This window comes from Curtobacterium sp. SP.BCo, assembly GCF_051903265.1.
GTDB lineage: Bacteria > Actinomycetota > Actinomycetes > Actinomycetales > Microbacteriaceae > Curtobacterium.
The window spans coordinates 3,108,235-3,123,290 of the sequence record NZ_CP194337.1 but is presented as its reverse complement, the minus strand read 5'-3'; the positions used below and the strand labels follow the sequence as shown (position 1 = coordinate 3,123,290).

General features: G+C 70.3%; 16 protein-coding genes and 3 tRNA genes. 15 read left to right on the top strand and 4 right to left on the bottom strand.

Annotated elements, in window-relative coordinates:
* The first annotated feature begins 189 nt into the window (after nucleotides 1-189).
* The 3 genes from ACRQ4B_RS14690 (at nucleotide 190) to ACRQ4B_RS14680 (ending at nucleotide 1,664) form a co-directional block, all read left to right on the top strand.
* Entirely contained in the window at nucleotides 190-1,395 is a 1,206-nt protein-coding gene (locus ACRQ4B_RS14690; RefSeq protein ID WP_439692140.1) for a peptidoglycan DD-metalloendopeptidase family protein, read from the top strand.
* A gap of 91 nt (nucleotides 1,396-1,486) precedes the next feature.
* Nucleotides 1,487-1,558, top strand: a tRNA-Thr gene (locus ACRQ4B_RS14685).
* 32 nt (nucleotides 1,559-1,590) lie between these two features.
* A tRNA-Met gene (locus ACRQ4B_RS14680) sits at nucleotides 1,591-1,664 on the top strand.
* 470 nt (nucleotides 1,665-2,134) lie between these two features.
* Here the strand turns inward: ACRQ4B_RS14680 and ACRQ4B_RS14675 are convergent.
* Nucleotides 2,135-2,524, bottom strand: a complete 390-nt coding sequence (locus ACRQ4B_RS14675) for a hypothetical protein (RefSeq protein WP_439692139.1) — start codon at nucleotides 2,522-2,524, stop codon at nucleotides 2,135-2,137.
* Nucleotides 2,525-2,660: 136 nt separating this feature from the next.
* On the opposite strand from ACRQ4B_RS14675, the gene ACRQ4B_RS14670 reads away from it, so the two are divergent.
* From ACRQ4B_RS14670 to ACRQ4B_RS14660, 3 genes are read left to right on the top strand one after another with little or no spacing between them, the layout of a single operon-like run.
* Nucleotides 2,661-3,110, top strand: a complete 450-nt coding sequence (locus ACRQ4B_RS14670) for a MaoC family dehydratase N-terminal domain-containing protein (protein WP_079236588.1) — start codon at nucleotides 2,661-2,663, stop codon at nucleotides 3,108-3,110.
* Nucleotides 3,107-3,532 carry a MaoC/PaaZ C-terminal domain-containing protein gene (locus tag ACRQ4B_RS14665; protein ID WP_439692138.1) on the top strand — a complete coding sequence of 142 codons (426 nt, stop codon included), beginning with the start codon at nucleotides 3,107-3,109 and terminating at the stop codon, nucleotides 3,530-3,532. Before ACRQ4B_RS14670 ends, ACRQ4B_RS14665 begins: the two co-directional genes overlap by 4 nt.
* A 2-nt stretch (nucleotides 3,533-3,534) precedes the next feature.
* The gene (locus tag ACRQ4B_RS14660; RefSeq protein WP_439692137.1) at nucleotides 3,535-4,563 is read left to right on the top strand and encodes a UDP-N-acetylmuramate dehydrogenase; all 1,029 of its coding nucleotides are present in this window, start codon (nucleotides 3,535-3,537) and stop codon (nucleotides 4,561-4,563) included.
* Between the two features lie 70 nt (nucleotides 4,564-4,633).
* On the opposite strand, the gene ACRQ4B_RS14655 is transcribed toward ACRQ4B_RS14660, so the two are convergent.
* Nucleotides 4,634-5,839, bottom strand: coding sequence for a pyridoxal phosphate-dependent aminotransferase (locus ACRQ4B_RS14655; RefSeq protein ID WP_439694409.1), 1,206 nt, complete (start codon nucleotides 5,837-5,839; stop codon nucleotides 4,634-4,636).
* Nucleotides 5,840-5,999: 160 nt separating this feature from the next.
* Here ACRQ4B_RS14655 and ACRQ4B_RS14650 point away from each other — a divergent pair.
* The 6 genes from ACRQ4B_RS14650 to ACRQ4B_RS14625 all read left to right on the top strand — a co-directional run bounded on the left by ACRQ4B_RS14650 (nucleotide 6,000) and on the right by ACRQ4B_RS14625 (nucleotide 9,540).
* A tRNA-Trp gene (locus tag ACRQ4B_RS14650) sits at nucleotides 6,000-6,072 on the top strand.
* A gap of 35 nt (nucleotides 6,073-6,107) precedes the next feature.
* Nucleotides 6,108-6,371 carry a preprotein translocase subunit SecE gene (gene secE / locus ACRQ4B_RS14645; protein WP_395886284.1) on the top strand — a complete coding sequence of 88 codons (264 nt, stop codon included), beginning with the start codon at nucleotides 6,108-6,110 and terminating at the stop codon, nucleotides 6,369-6,371.
* Between the two features lie 119 nt (nucleotides 6,372-6,490).
* On the top strand, nucleotides 6,491-7,495 hold the full coding sequence (gene nusG / locus ACRQ4B_RS14640) for a transcription termination/antitermination protein NusG (RefSeq protein ID WP_439692136.1): 1,005 nt from the start codon (nucleotides 6,491-6,493) through the stop codon (nucleotides 7,493-7,495).
* A gap of 139 nt (nucleotides 7,496-7,634) precedes the next feature.
* Complete coding sequence (rplK, locus tag ACRQ4B_RS14635; protein WP_022906459.1) at nucleotides 7,635-8,066, top strand: 50S ribosomal protein L11; 432 nt, start codon at nucleotides 7,635-7,637, stop codon at nucleotides 8,064-8,066.
* An 88-nt stretch (nucleotides 8,067-8,154) separates the two neighbouring features.
* Complete coding sequence (gene rplA, locus ACRQ4B_RS14630; protein ID WP_439692135.1) at nucleotides 8,155-8,844, top strand: 50S ribosomal protein L1; 690 nt, start codon at nucleotides 8,155-8,157, stop codon at nucleotides 8,842-8,844.
* Between the two features lie 87 nt (nucleotides 8,845-8,931).
* Entirely contained in the window at nucleotides 8,932-9,540 is a 609-nt protein-coding gene (locus ACRQ4B_RS14625; RefSeq protein ID WP_439692134.1) for a Pr6Pr family membrane protein, read from the top strand.
* A 9-nt stretch (nucleotides 9,541-9,549) separates the two neighbouring features.
* On the opposite strand, the gene ACRQ4B_RS14620 is transcribed toward ACRQ4B_RS14625, so the two are convergent.
* Nucleotides 9,550-10,260 carry a YqaJ viral recombinase family protein gene (locus ACRQ4B_RS14620; protein WP_439692133.1) on the bottom strand — a complete coding sequence of 237 codons (711 nt, stop codon included), beginning with the start codon at nucleotides 10,258-10,260 and terminating at the stop codon, nucleotides 9,550-9,552.
* 142 nt (nucleotides 10,261-10,402) lie between these two features.
* Nucleotides 10,403-11,614, bottom strand: a complete 1,212-nt coding sequence (locus tag ACRQ4B_RS14615; RefSeq protein WP_439692132.1) for an ROK family protein — start codon at nucleotides 11,612-11,614, stop codon at nucleotides 10,403-10,405.
* 144 nt (nucleotides 11,615-11,758) lie between these two features.
* On the opposite strand from ACRQ4B_RS14615, the gene ACRQ4B_RS14610 reads away from it, so the two are divergent.
* From ACRQ4B_RS14610 to ACRQ4B_RS14600, 3 genes are all read left to right on the top strand, one after another.
* Nucleotides 11,759-12,505 (top strand): sugar phosphate isomerase/epimerase family protein, encoded by a 747-nt coding sequence (locus ACRQ4B_RS14610; RefSeq protein WP_439692131.1) that lies wholly within the window; start codon nucleotides 11,759-11,761, stop codon nucleotides 12,503-12,505.
* Nucleotides 12,502-13,653, top strand: coding sequence for a Gfo/Idh/MocA family protein (locus ACRQ4B_RS14605; protein ID WP_439692130.1), 1,152 nt, complete (start codon nucleotides 12,502-12,504; stop codon nucleotides 13,651-13,653). The genes ACRQ4B_RS14610 and ACRQ4B_RS14605 overlap by 4 nt, the downstream gene beginning before the upstream one ends.
* Before the next feature lie 84 nt (nucleotides 13,654-13,737).
* Nucleotides 13,738-15,039 carry an ABC transporter substrate-binding protein gene (locus ACRQ4B_RS14600; RefSeq protein ID WP_439692129.1) on the top strand — a complete coding sequence of 434 codons (1,302 nt, stop codon included), beginning with the start codon at nucleotides 13,738-13,740 and terminating at the stop codon, nucleotides 15,037-15,039.
* The last annotated feature ends 17 nt before the right edge of the window (nucleotides 15,040-15,056 follow it).

Sequence of the window (15,056 nt, the reverse complement as noted above, 5' to 3'; positions counted from 1 at the left end):
CGCGTCCGACCAGCGCCGGCCCGTCGCTCTCCCCTCGCTCTCCCCTCGCTCTCCCCTCGCTTTGGGGGAGCCCCGTGGTCTCGATCACGACTGGCGGGACGGTAGTGGGTTTGCTACCGTTCTCCAGTCCCGTTATCTGCTCGTTACCAACGAGCGCACCTCGCCCCGATCAGGATCGCCCCCGAACGCATGCCCCATCCCTCCCTCTCGTCCGAGCAGACCGACGATCTCGTGCACGCACCCGCACCGGTCGTCCACATGACCCGGCGGGCCCGGATCGAGGCGGAGCGTGCCGCTGCTGCGGCGATGACCGAGGGGCAGCCCTTCGACGAACTCCTGTCGCCGGCCACGCCGTCGGCTCCCGTGTCGCCGATCGACCTCGCGCCGACGTCGCCGGCGATGCCGGCCGCGACCGCCGACCCGGTGACGCCGCCCGCTCCCTCGTCGCCCGTCGTCGCCGCGACCGCACCGGCCCCCGCGACCGCACCGGGCACCGCGACCGCACCGGGCACCGCCTCCGCCACGGCGCCCCTCGCTGCCCCGGCCGCGCGCCGGGTACTCGGGCAGGTGCCGGCGTCGCGGCGGAGCGGACGACCCGGTCGTCCCGCGCCGGTCGCCACCGCGCACGTCGACCGTGCCACGCGGCACCTCGGTGCATCGCGACCGGCCGTGTCCGCTCCGGCCCCACGGAGCCAGGGTGCGTCGTTCCGTCGAGCGGCCTCGCGCGTGACCGCCGTCGGCGCACTCCTCTTCGCCGCGGGTCTCGTGGTCTCCACGTCGCTGCCGGCGCAGGCGCTCTGGACGCCGGAACCCGGTTCGACGTCGCAGCGTGCGACCGCCTCGGGCTCGACCCAGTCGCTCAGCGTCGGGGCCGGTGCGGCCGATGCCGAGACGAACCGCGACCAGTACTCGGTGTCCTCGGCCACGCAGTACAAGAACGTCGACGCGTCGAGCTTCACGAACGACCCGAACGGCACCATCCAGTGGCCGTTCCTGACCGGTGTGCCGATCACCTCCGGGTTCGGCGGCCGCCAGGTCGAGGGCTGCTCGTTCTGCTCGACGAACCACATGGGTGTCGACTTCGCCCCGGGTGAGGGCACCCCGATCCGGGTCATCGCCGCCGGCACGGTCGTGAAGGTGCAGGCGAACGACGGTGGCTTCGGGAACGACGTCTGGGTCGAGCACGATGTGGACGGCAAGCAGTTCACCAGCGTGTACGGCCACATGGAGGACAACTCCTTCAAGGTCGTCAAGGGCCAGCAGGTCGAGGTCGGCGACGAGCTCGGGCTGGTGGGCAGCACCGGCAACTCGACCGGTCCGCACCTGCACCTCGAGGTCCACGTCGACGGCGTCCCGGTGGACCCGCTGGCGTGGTTGCAGGCCAACGCGAACTAGCGGTTCCGCGCGGCACGCCCGGGCGTCGGCTCGGGTTCCTGACCACCGTCGCGGGTCTGCTATCCTCGTGTGGTGCCGCCGAGCGGCACATGCCCCGATAGCTCAGTGGTAGAGCACTTCCATGGTAAGGAAGGGGTCGTCAGTTCAATCCTGACTCGGGGCTCCGACCCGGAGCCGTTGTCGCTCCGGATCCTTGGCGGGGTAGCTCAGTTGGTTAGAGCACACGACTCATAATCGTGGGGTCGCGGGTTCAAGTCCCGCCCTCGCTACCGCAAGCCCGGCGTCCGCGCCGGGCTTTCGTCGTTACCGGGGTGCCCCGCCGCCGCCCGCCCGCCGCCGAAGCCCCGCCGTACGGACACGGCTCGGCTCCCGGACGGCGCAGGACGCCCGCCGGGCCGAGGCTCGGCCACGCGGACACGGCTCGCCTCCCGCACGCCGACTCGGCGAGACTGCGCCCCGGCGCGAGCACTGCGCCCCGCAGGTCCGGGGCGCAGTGTGTGCTGCGGGGCGCAGTCACGCCGCAGCCCGCCGCGCCGCGCCGCAGCAGCCCGCCGCGCCGCGCCGCAGCAGCCCGCCGCGCCGCAGCGCAGCGCCGGGACGGTTGCGCCGGGTGGACCCGCACCACCGAAGTCGGTCCGAACCACGGGATCACACGGTTCCGGCCGGTCCCGGTCGTGCGAAACCAGACCGCGCCCGCCCCCGCGCCCGCGCCGCGCCCGCGCCCGCGTCGTCCCGCGCGTCAGCGCCGGCGGTGCTCCGGCCGTGCCACCAGCACGCCGGCCGAGCGCAGCGCACGCTCGAGCGTCGCGTTCACCTGGCGCCACGCGTGCTGACGTCGCCCGGCGCCGATGCCCCCGCCCGACACGGCCGTGCCGTGCCCGGAGTGCCGCAGTGTGATCGTGGTCGACGTGCCCGTGACGGTCGTCGACAGCTCGTACCGACGGAACTCCCGCGACGGGTGCACCAGGGCGCCGAGCAGGATCGTGAGCACCCGGTTGCCGGTCGTGGCCGTGATCGTCCCGCCGGTCGACTCGACGTGGTGCCCGGTCTGGCGCAGTGCGGCGCCGGCGACCTCCATGGCCGTGCACCGGTCGCCCGTGTGCACCGCGAACTCGGTCGTCGTGTCCATCGTGCTTCCCCTCCCCGGAAGGCCGGCCCGGAACCCCCGATCGCCGGCGTCGGTTCCCCCGAACCGCGTGACGCAAGCATAGCCGATGCATACTCACGATCATCAGCCCCCGGACGGGCGTCGCTAGACTGCCGTGGTGTCTGTGAACCCCGAGCTCGTCGGCAGGACGTTCCCGCCGGCCCAGCCGTACCTGGTCGGTCGTGAGAAGGTGCGCGAGTTCTCGCGTGCCGTGTTCGCGACGAACCCGATCCACCACGAGCCCGAGGCCGCGCGTGCCGCCGGGTACGACGATGTCGTGGCCCCGCCGACCTTCGCGGTCGTCGTGCAGGAGGCGACGCTCGCTCAGCTCCTCGCCGAACCCGATGCCGGCATCGACTTCTCCCGTGTCGTCCACGGCGAGCAGGCCTTCACCTACGACCGGCCGATCGTCGCGGGGGACGAACTCACGGCGACCCTGACGGTGACGAGCGTGAAGACGCTCGGCGGCAACGCCATGGTCACCGCCGAGAGCACGATGAACGACGCCGCGGGGGAGCACGTCGTCACGGCGACCTCCACCCTCGTCGTCCGAGGAGACGACGCATGACCACCGCACCCGTGACCGCGCTCGAGGTCGGCACCGTCGTCGCCGAGCGCGAGGTCCACCTCACCCGCGACTCGCTCGTCCGCTACGCCGGCGCATCGGGCGACTTCAACCCGATCCACTACCGCGACGACGTCGCAGCGTCCGTGGGGCTGCCCGGTGTGCTCGCACACGGCATGCTCACCATGGGCCTCGCGGTGCAGCCCGTCTCCGAGTGGCTCGGCGACCGCGGCTGGGTGGTCCGCTACGGCGTCCGCTTCACCCGGCCCGTCGTGGTCGACCCGGAACAGGGTGCGACCGTCGGTGTCGTCGCCAAGGTCGGCACCGTCGACGACGAAGGCCGTCCGCAGCGCATCGACCTCACCGTGACCGCCGCCGGGCAGACCGTGCTCGGCAAGGCGCAGGTCACGGTGGCGTTCCGCTGACCGTGTCGGAGCCGGTGCTCGCCGACCTCACGACGCTCCGCGTCGGTGGTCCGGCCGCTCGGTTGCTCACCGCGACGACGACGGACGAGCTCGTCGCGCACGCGTCCTCGGCGTGGGACGACGACGAGTGGCTGGTGCTGGGCGGTGGCAGCAACCTGCTCGTCGCCGACGACGGCTTCGCCGGCACCGTGGTGCTCGTGCGCACGACGGGCGTCGAGCACGAGACCGACGCCGACGGCGTCACCGTCCGCGTCGCGGCCGGCGAGCCGTGGGACGCGTTCGTCGCGTCGACGGTGGAGCACGGTTGGACCGGCCTGGAGGCACTGAGCGGCATTCCGGGCACGGTCGGTGCCGCCCCCGTGCAGAACATCGGCGCGTACGGGGTCGAGCTCTCCGACGTGCTCACCCGGATCGAGTTCCTCGACGCGGCCACGGGGGAGCGCGCGTGGGTCCCCGCGGCCGAGCTGGCGCTCGGCTACCGCACGTCGACCCTCAAGCACGGCCGACGCGGCGTGGTGCTGACGGTCGAGTTCCGGCTCGGGACGGCATCGGCAGCAGGGGTCCCGGTCCGCTACGCCCAGCTCGCCGCTTCCCTCGGCGTCGCGCTCGGTGACCGTGTCGACCCCGCGGTCGTCCGGTCGACCGTCCTGGCGCTGCGCGGTTCGAAGGGCATGGTGCTCGACGCCGACGACCCGGACACCTGGAGCGCCGGGTCGTTCTTCACGAACCCGATCGTGTCGTCCGGGTTCGCCGAGACGCTGCCGGCCGAGGCGCCGCGGTGGCCGACCGGCGACGACGTGAAGCTCAGCGCCGCCTGGCTCATCGAGCACGCCGGTGTGCACCGCGGGTACGCCGTGCCCGGGTCACGGGCCGCGATCTCGTCGAAGCACACACTCGCGCTGACGAACCGTGGGGGAGCGACCGCGGCGCAGGTCGCCGAACTGGCCCGGTACGTCCAGGTGACGGTCCTGAACCGCTTCGGGGTGTCGCTCGTCCCGGAACCCGTCGTGGTCGGCGACCTGCTCGCCTGAGCCGCCACGGGCCTCCCGGACAGCAGGACGGGCCACCTCGTCGAGGTGGCCCGTCCTCGTGTGGTGGGGTCTACGCGCCGAAGAACGCCGCCAGGCGGGCGACGCCCTCGGCGATGTCGTCGTCGCCGAGGGCGTACGACAGGCGCAGGTAGCCGGAGGGCCCGAACGCCTCGCCCGGGACGACCGCGACCTCGGCGTGCTCGAGGATGAGGTCGGCGAGCTCGAGCGTCGTGGTCGGCGTCGATCCCGCCCACTCGCGACCGAGCAGGGCCGTGACGTCCGGGTAGACGTAGAAGGCGCCCTGCGGGGTCGGCGTGACGAAGCCCGGGATCGCGTTCAGCCCGGACACGATCGCCCTGCGGCGGCGGTCGAAGGCCTCGCGCATCTCGGCGACGGGCTCCTGCGGTCCGGTGAGCGCGGCGATCGCGGCGCGCTGCGAGACGTTGGAGACGTTCGACGACAGGTGCGACTGCAGGTTCGACGCGGCCTTGACGGCGTCGGCCGGACCGATGAACCACCCGACGCGCCACCCGGTCATCGCGTAGGTCTTGGCGACGCCGTTCAACAGGATCGTGGTGTCGGCGAGGGCGGGCACCGCGTCGAGGACGCCGGTGAACCGGACGCCGTCGTAGACGAGGTCCTGGTAGATCTCGTCGCTGATCACCCAGATGCCGTGCTCGAGCGCCCACTCGCCGATGGCCTTCGTCTGCTCGGCGCTGTACACCGAACCGGTCGGGTTCGACGGGGAGCAGAACAGCAGTGCCTTCGTCTTCGGGGTCCTTGCGGCCTCGAGCTGCTCGACCGTGACGAGGTAGTCCTGGTCGCTGCCGGCGAACACGTCGACGGGGACGCCGCCGGCGAGCCGGATCGCCTCGGGGTAGGTGGTCCAGTAGGGGGCGGGGAGCAGGACCTCGTCGCCCGCGTCGACGATGGTCTGGAACGCCTGGTAGACGGCCTGCTTGCCGCCGTTGGTGACGATGACCTGCGACGGGTCGACCGTGATGCCGGACTCGCGGGCGGTCTTCTCGGCGATCGCCTGCTTGAGCTCCGGCAACCCGGTGGCCGGGGTGTACCGGTGGTTCTTCGGGTCCTGCGCGGCCTGGACGGCGGCGTCGACGACGTGCTGCGGGGTCGCGAAGTCGGGCTCGCCAGCGGCGAAGGAGATGACCGGTCGACAGGCGGCCTTCAGGGCCTTGGCCTTCGCATCGACCTTGAGCGTCGCGGACTCGGCGATGGCGGCGATGCGCGACGCGATGCGCGGACGATCGGTCGACACAGCGGCGGGGTTGGCGGTGGACTCGGGGCCGGGGGCTTCGGTGCTCACGGGTCCCAGCCTACCGACGCGGCACGCCGGAGCATCCGTCAAGTGGACACCGTGTGACGGACTCCCGTAGACTCGTTCACCGGAACGCGGATCGGTGACGAAACGCGTTCGAAGGGCGGTGGCTCAATTGGTAGAGCAGCGGTCTCCAAAACCGCAGGTTGCAGGTTCGAGTCCTGTCCGCCCTGCACATCTGGAAGGGTAGAAGTTGGCGAGCAAAGACATGGAGACGACGGCGGACGACGTCGTCGCCAAGGCGAAGCAGGACCGGGCCGAGCGCCGCGGTCCGTTCGCTGCCATCGTGCTCTTCATCCGTCAGGTCATCGGCGAGCTCCGCAAGGTGGTCACGCCGACCCGCAAGGAGCTCTTCAGCTACACGGGCGTCGTCCTGGTCTTCGTCGTCGTGATGATGATCCTGGTGTCGATCCTCGACTTCGCGTTCGGACTCGGCGTCGGGTACGTGTTCGGCAACGGGCCGACGGCCTGACCCGGACCTCGGCTGTCCTGACCGTTCGCGGACAGGAGTACGGTCGCCCGAGACGGCGCCGATCGTGAACCGATCCGCCCGCCAACCCGATCCGCACCACCGAACGGAAAGAATCGACAGTGTCTGACAACTCCCGCGACGACATCGACCTCGCCACGGCTGCCGAGCAGTCCTCCGAGGTCGAGGAGAACCAGGAAGGCGACGTCGAGACCGGCGAGGAGCGCTCCGCCGAGTCCGCTGAGGAGCGCGCGATCTCCGTCGAGGACGAGGACGACCCGTCCCTCGGCATCGAGGAAGAGCTGACCGCGCTCGAAGAGTCGCAGGACCCCGAGGCCGACGCCGTCGTCGACGACGCGCTCGAGGTCGACACCGCCGACGAGGCCGAGGCCGCCGTCGAGGCCGTCGAGGACGAGGAAGAAGTCGAGCTGGAAGCGGAGTCCGCCGAGCAGGCGAACGAGGCCCTCGCCGCCGACGAGGCCCTCGACGAGGACGACGAAGCCGCCGAGGTCGACCCGTACGAGGCCTTCAAGGCCGAGCTGCGGATGAAGCCGGGCAAGTGGTACGTCATCCACTCCTACGCGGGCTTCGAGCGCCGCGTGAAGTCGAACATCGAGAACCGCATGGTGTCGATGTCGATGGAGGACTACATCTACCAGGTCGAGGTCCCGATGGAGGACGTCGTCGAGATCAAGAACGGGCAGCGCAAGCTGGTCACCCGCGTCCGGATCCCCTCGTACGTGCTCGTCCGCATGGACCTCAACGAGGACTCGTGGTCCGTCGTCCGGCACACCCCGGGCGTCACCGGGTTCGTCGGCAACGCCCACAACCCCACGCCGCTCCGCTTCGACGAGGCGTTCGGCATGCTGAAGTCCCTCGTGCAGGTGGCCGAAGCGGCACCGTCCAAGGGCGGCGCGAAGGGTGGCGGCGCCGCTCAGGCACAGCCGGCCGCCGAGGTCGACTTCGAGGTCGGCGAGACGATCACCATCAAGGAAGGCTCGTTCGCGGGCCTGCCGGGTTCGATCTCCGAGATCAAGCCGGAGAGCGGCAAGCTCACCGTCCTCGTCTCGCTGTTCGAGCGCGAGACGCCGGTCGAGCTCAGCTTCGACCAGGTCACCAAGCTCTAGACCGATCCAGACGATCGGGTAGACTACTGAGGTTTGGCCCCGCGCGCCGTGCGTGCGGGGCTTCACCGCGGTCCGGAACGGCCGGGCCAGCGGGAGAGTGCACGGATCCCCGTGCGTTCGATTCCAGGAGGAAACACACATGGCACCGAAGAAGAAGGTCACGGGCCTGATCAAGCTGCAGATCAACGCGGGCGCCGCCAACCCGGCCCCGCCGATCGGTCCCGCGCTCGGTCAGCACGGCGTGAACATCATGGAGTTCTGCAAGGCGTACAACGCCGCGACCGAGTCGCAGCGTGGCAACGTCGTGCCGGTCGAGATCACCGTCTACGAGGACCGTTCGTTCACGTTCGTCCTGAAGACCCCGCCGGCCGCCGAGCTCATCAAGAAGGCTGCGGGTGTGCAGAAGGGGTCGGCGACCCCGCACACGGTCAAGGTCGCGAAGATCTCGATGGACCAGGTCCGTCAGATCGCCGAGACGAAGCAGGCCGACCTGAACGCCAACGACATCGAGCAGGCCGCGAAGATCATCGCCGGCACCGCGCGCTCGATGGGCATCACGGTCGAGGCGTAAGCCCCGCCGCTCAGGCACACACCCCAAACACCCTTCCGTGGGAGAGCCGCGCCGGCTCGTCAACCACGTAGCTCCCAAGGAGAACACCATGGCGAAGAAGTCCAAGGCCTACCAGGCCGCGGCCGCGAAGATCGAGGCCGACAAGTTCTACACCCCCGCCGAGGCCGTCGCCCTGGCGAAGGAGACCGGTTCCACCAAGACCGACTCCACCGTCGAGGTCGCCCTCAAGCTCGGCGTCGACCCGCGCAAGGCGGACCAGATGGTCCGTGGCACGGTCATCCTGCCGCACGGCACGGGCAAGACCGCCCGCGTCATCGTCTTCGCCGTGGGCGCTGCGGCTGAGGCCGCCATCGCCGCCGGTGCCGACGAGGTCGGTGGCGACGAGCTCATCGCGAAGGTCGCCGAGGGCTACACCGCCTTCGACTCCGCCGTCGCGACGCCGGAGCTCATGGGCAAGGTCGGTCGTCTCGGCAAGGTGCTCGGCCCGCGTGGCCTCATGCCGAACCCGAAGACCGGCACCGTGACCCCGAACGTGGCGCAGGCCGTCAACGACATCAAGGGCGGCAAGATCGAGTTCCGCGTCGACAAGCACGCCAACGTGCACTTCGTCGTCGGCAAGGCCTCGTTCTCGCCGGAGCAGCTCGGCGAGAACATCGCCACCGCCCTCGAAGAGGTCAACCGCCTCAAGCCGAGCGCGTCGAAGGGCCGCTACATCACGAAGGGCGCCGTCTCGACGACCTTCGGCCCCGGCATCCCGCTGGACGTCAACAGCATCTGATCCACGGATCAGTTCCGACAAGGACCCGCACCGTTTCGGTGCGGGTCCTTTCGCGTCCCCGGTGTGATGTCCCGCTAGCGTGGCACCGTGCGCACCCTCGTGAACTCGCTCCGGCTGATCGCCGTCATCGCCGTCGTCGCCGCGATCGTCGGGCAGTGGCTGGTCAGCTCGAAGCTCGACAGCTACAACCCGTGGAACTTCTTCGGCTACTTCACGATCCAGTCGAACATCATCATCGCCGTGGCCTTCGCCGTCACGCTCGTGGCGGCGGCCCGTCGGAAGCGCGGTGACCTCGGGGTGAGCCTGTTCCGTGGTGCGGCGACGGTGTACATCGCCACGACGGGCATCGTCTACAACACGCTGCTCACGAACGTCGACGTCTCGGCGAGCGTGCCGTGGTCGAACGACCTGCTGCACAAGATCATCCCCGCGTACGCGGTGCTCGACTGGCTGCTGTTCTCGGACCGGTCGAAGCTCCTCCTGCGCCACGTCTGGTGGTTCCTCGTCTACCCCGCGGTGTGGACAGTGGTCGTGCTGGTGCGCGGTGCCACCGACGGGTGGGTGCCGTACCCGTTCCTGGACCCGGACCTCGGGTACGGCGTCGTCGCGCTCTACTGCGTGGGCGTGGCGGTGTCGATCGTGCTGCTCGGCGTGCTCGTCATCGGGATGAGTCGCCTGCGGCTCGTCACGGTGTAGCGCGCAGGGTCAGTTCCGGAAGTCGCGGAGCCGGTCGAGCACGAGGTCGGCGAGCTGGATGAGGCCGCGGATCTGGTCGTCGTCGCGGTCGACCCACCGGCACTCGGGCTCGTCGGCCACCGGCACGAACGCGTCGTGCCGCTCCCAGACGAACAGGGTCCGGTCCGCGCCGAGCACGTACTGCTGCCACCACACCTGCCGGAGGTAGTGCCGTGGGATGCTCCGCCAGGACTTCGCGGTGGTCTTGATCTCGGCGAGGACCACCCGGGAGGACTCGTCGACGCCGACGCCGTCGGGGGTCGCCAGGTGCGCTCGGTTCGCGGCGGCGTGGAACAGGTGCGCCGAGGGCTGGATGCCGTGCGTGGCGGCGACCCACGCGGCGATGTGCGGTTCGCGCTCCTTGCCGTGCTCGGTGTAGGTGTTGCCGGAGAACCGGGAGCCGTACCGCTTGTCGGTGACGACGGCGTCGACGGCGCGCAACGACGCGAGCCGGGCGACGTCGGTGGCGGTGATCCCCATCGCGCGGGCGCGGAGCCAGGCGACGCGGTCGGACGAGTGCGCGACGATGCGTTCCGTGTGCCCGCGCAGGACGGTGAACGTGTCGTGGGCCGCGCGGTCGGGAGCCGGTGCGTGCGTGACCGCAACGGGCGTGCCGGGGACGGGTTCTTCCTCCAGGCCCGGGTCCAGGTCGCCCCACAGGGTGGGCTGCACGATCGTCACCAGACGATTGTCTCCCCGACGACCGACGCGGCGAAACCGACGCACCGGGACGGTGCCGACGCGGCGAAACCGACGCACCGGGACGGTGCCGACGCGACGAGACCGACGCACCGGGACGATTCCCCGGTATTGGGACGGTGCGCTAGGACACCAGCTGACGACCCTCGGCGTACGTCACGAGTTCGTCGACCCCGGCGGGGGAGAGCGCGTACCCGATCGCGAGGGCGGCCGCGCCCTGCAGGGCAGCGTGCGAACCCGCTCGGGACTGCGCGATGACGAGGTGTTCGGTCGCCAGGGGCATCGAGCGGGAGTAGACGACCTCACGGACGCCGGCGAGCAGGTGCTCCCCGGCCTGGGTGATCGACCCGCCGAGGGTGATCACGGACGGGTTCATCAGGGAGACGCAGGTCGCCAGGACCTCGCCGATGTCCCGCCCGGCCTGACGGACGGCCTGGATGGCGTCGAGGTCGGACCGGTTCACGAGCTCGAGGACGTCGGCTCCGGTCTGCACGTCGTGCCCCTTCTCTCGGAGTGCGCGGGCGATGGCCGGCCCGGACGCCACGGCTTCGAGGCAGCCGGTGTTGCCGCAGTGGCACGGGACGTCTCCGGCGCGGGAGACCCGGACGTGCCCGATGTCGCCCGCGGTGCCCTGCGCACCGCGCTGGAGCTCGCCGTCCGAGACGATGCCCGAGCCGATGCCGGTGGCGACCTTCACGAACAGCAGGTGGTCGACGTCCGGCCATCCGTGCTCCCGTTCGCCGAGCGCGGCGATGTTGACGTCGTTGTCGAGGAGGATGTGGGCCGCGATGTGGTTCCGCAGCCAGCCGGGCACGTCGAAGCCGTCCCAGCCGGGCATGATCGGCGGGTTCGCCGGACGTCCGGTGGAGAACTCGACCGGGCCGGGCACGCCGATGCCGATCGCGATGACGTCGTCACGGGCGCGGCCGACCTCGTCGAGCAGGGTGTCGATCGTCTCGACGAGCCAGGTGAGCGTGGGGACGGGGCCGGCGGCGATGTCGATGCGGGCCTCGCGGGTGGCGAGCGGTGCGGCGACGAGGTCGGTGACGGCGACGCGGCCGTGCGAGGCGCCGAGGTCCGCGGCGATCACGAGCCGGGCGCGCGGGACCAGTGCCACCTGTGCGGGTGGGCGTCCGCCGGTGGAGGCTGCGGTGTCCACCGGTCCGACGAGTCCGACCTCGATGAGGGCATCGAGGCGCACGCCGATCGTCGAGCGTGCGAGCCCTGTCAGTGCGGCGAGCTCGGCCCGGGTCCGCGGCACGCCGTCGCGGAGGATCTGGAAGAGCTCGCTCGTCCCGACCGGCGGCGACGCTGCCGTCCGAGTCAAGTCGACCATGTGGGGAGTGAAGCACACATCGAACGCGGCACGCAATGAAGTCCGTCGACATTCCTCGAACTTCTGCTTGACCGCCGACAGAAGTGCTCGTAGTGTGACGCTCGGTCGATGTCGACCGCACCATCTCGACGAGGAGAACCCCTGGTGACCCAACCGCTCTCGGTCCAGCTCTACACAGTCCGCGACGCCCTCGCTGCCGATCTGCCCGGCACGCTGCAGCGCATCGCCGACATCGGCTACACGAACGTCGAGGCCTTCGGCTTCGTCGACCGCGCCGAGGCCCTGCGCGATGCCCTCGCGGCTGCCGGCCTGCAGAGCCCGAGCGGCCACGCCCGCCTGCTGGACGCCGGTGAGCAGGACCTCGAGCAGATCTTCCACGCCAGCGTCACGGTCGGCCTCGGCACACTGATCGACCCGCACATCGACGAGGCCCGCTGGACCACGCGCGAGGACGTCGAGGCGATCGCCCGCGAACTCAGTGCCCTCGCCCCGCGGGCGGCCGACCACGGTCTCACCCTCGGCTACCACAACCACGCGTTCGAGTTCTCGAACCGCATCGACGGCGTCAGCGCCTACGAGGTCTTCGCGGACGCGCTCTCCGACGACGTCGTGCTCGAACTCGACACGTACTGGGTGCAGGTCGGCGGCGACGACCCGGTCGCGATCATCGGCAAGTACGGCGACAAGGTCCAGTTCCTGCACGTCAAGGACGGCGACGGCTCGCACGACGACAAGAAGCAGGTCGCGGTCGGCGACGGCATCATGCCGATCGCCGCCATCACCGGCGCCGCACCGGACGCCCAGTGGGTCGTCGAGCTCGACGACCACGAGGGCGACGTCTTCCAGGCCGTCACCGATTCCTACACGTTCCTCCAGGGGGCCCGCGCATGACCGACACCACCACCGCCACGCAGCAGACCACCGACGGCGCCCGACGCACCGGCCCGGTCGGCGTCGGCGTCATCGGCGCCGGGGTCATCTCGGACCAGTACCTCGGCAACCTCACCGTCTTCCCCGACGTCGAGGTCCGCTTCATCGCCGACATCGACCTGCCCCGTGCAGCGTCGCAGGCCGAGAAGTGGGGCGTCGCCGCGTCCGGCTCGGTCGAGGAGCTCCTCGCCGACGACGACATCGAGATCGTCGTCAACCTGACCATCCCGGCCGCCCACGTCGAGGTCGCGCTGCAGGCCCTCGCCGCCGGCAAGCACGTGTGGGGCGAGAAGCCCTACGCCCTCGACCGCGAGAGCGCCGCGCAGCTCCGCGACGCCGCCGTCGCCGCCGGCAAGACCGTCAGCGTCGCCCCGGACACGTTCCTCGGCGCCGGCCTGCAGACCGCGCTCCGCACGATCCGCGACGGCCGCATCGGGACGCCCCTCAACGGGCTGACGCTGTTCCAGAGCCCGGGACCGGAGTCGTGGCACCCGAGCCCCGAGTTCCTGTTCGCGTACGGCGCCGGCCCGCTCTTCGACATCGGCCCGTACTACATCACGACGCTCGTGCAGGCGTTCGGTCCGGTCAAGAAGGTCACCGCGACCGCGTCGAAGTCCCGTGCCACCCGCACCATCGGTTCGGGCCCGAAGGCCGGCACCGAGTTCCCGGTCGAGGTCCCCACGAACCACTCGGCGCTCATCGAGTTCGAGAACGGCGGGAGCGCGCAGAGCGTCTTCTCGTTCGAGTCCGACCGTGGCCGCACCGGCTTCGTGGAGATCGCGGGCGAGACCGGCACGGTCGTCTTCCCCGACCCGAACAACTTCGACGGCGACACCGAGCTGTACGCGCTCGGCGCCGAGGAGCCCGAGACGATCCCCGCCGTCGGCTCCACCTACTCGCGCGGCACCGGCGTGGTCGACCTGGCCCGCTCCCTCCGCGCGGCCGAGGAGAACCGGGTCCCCGGTGCCCTCGCCTTCCACGTCCTCGACGTGATGGTCTCCATCGCCGAGGCAGCAGAACGTGGTGAGGCGGTGCTCGTCGAGAGCTCCGTCGCACCCTCCCCGACCCTCCCCGAGGGTTGGGACCCCGCGGCGTCGACCCTGTCCTGACGGACGGGCCGGCCGGCCGCGAACACAGCAGCACCCGAACAGCACCACCCCTGCCCCATCTCAACGACGAGAAAGTAGAGAGTCATGCGCACTGCCATCCGCGCACTGGCCATCACCGCGGCCGCGGCACTCACCGTGACCGGCCTCGCAGCCTGCTCCTCCGGAGGGTCCGGTTCGTCCGGCGACTCCAAGACGCTCACCTACTGGGCGTCCAACCAGGGCACGTCGCTCCAGAACGACAAGGAGGTGCTGACCCCCGTCCTCAAGAAGTTCACCAAGGAGACCGGGATCAAGGTCAACCTCCAGGTCATCGGCTGGAACGACCTGCAGAACAAGATCCAGACCGCCGTCACCTCGGGCCAGGGCCCGGACGTCGTCAACATCGGCAACACCTGGGCGACCTCGCTCCAGGCCACCGGCGCCTTCCAGGAGTTCGGTGACTCGGAGATGAAGGCGATCGGCGGCGCCGACAAGTTCGGCAAGGTCGCGCTCTCCACCGGTGGTGCGCCCGGCAAGACCGTCACGAGCGTCCCGCTCTACGGTCTCGCCTACGGCCTCTACTACAACAAGCAGATGTTCAAGGACGCCGGCATCGAGGCGCCGACGACGTGGGAGGACCTCGTCTCCGACGCGAAGAAGCTCACCTCCGGCGGCAAGTACGGCTTCACCATCGCCGGTGGGTCGTACACCGAGAACGCGCACTTCGCGTTCATCAACTCGGCGCAGAACGGCGGCGAGTGGTTCAGCAAGAGCGGCAAGCCGACCTTCACGTCGAGCGCCAACGTCGACGGCATCAAGCGCTACCTCGACCTGATGCAGTCCGACAAGGTCGTCAACACCTCGAACGCGCAGTACGACAACGGCACGCAGGCCGTCTCGGACTTCGCGAACAAGAAGGCCGCGATGATGCTGACGCAGAACAACGCGAACTCGACGATCACGTCGAACGGCATGTCCGCTGACGACTTCGGCGTGGTGCCCTTCCCGGCACCGAAGGGCGGCGAGGACATCGCGTCCTTCCCGGCCGGCATCAACCTGTCGATCTTCAAGAACACGAAGAACAAGGACGGCGCGCTCAAGTTCGTCAAGTACATGACGAGCGAGGACACGCAGGCCACGCTCGACAAGCCGTACTCGGCCCTGCCGGTGCTCGCCTCCGCTGCTGACTCGGTCACCGACGAGCAGACGAAGACGTTCCTCGACATCTACAACAACAAGGCGAAGCCGCTCCCGCTGGTGCCCGCCGAGGACCAGTTCGAGTCCACGGTCGGCAAGGCGATGAACGACATGTTCGCCAAGATCGCCACCGGCGGCACGGTGTCCGACAGCGACATCAAGACCGCGCTCCAGACCGCCCAGGACCAGGTGTCCCAGGCGAACGGCTGATCCGGCCTGGAGGCCCG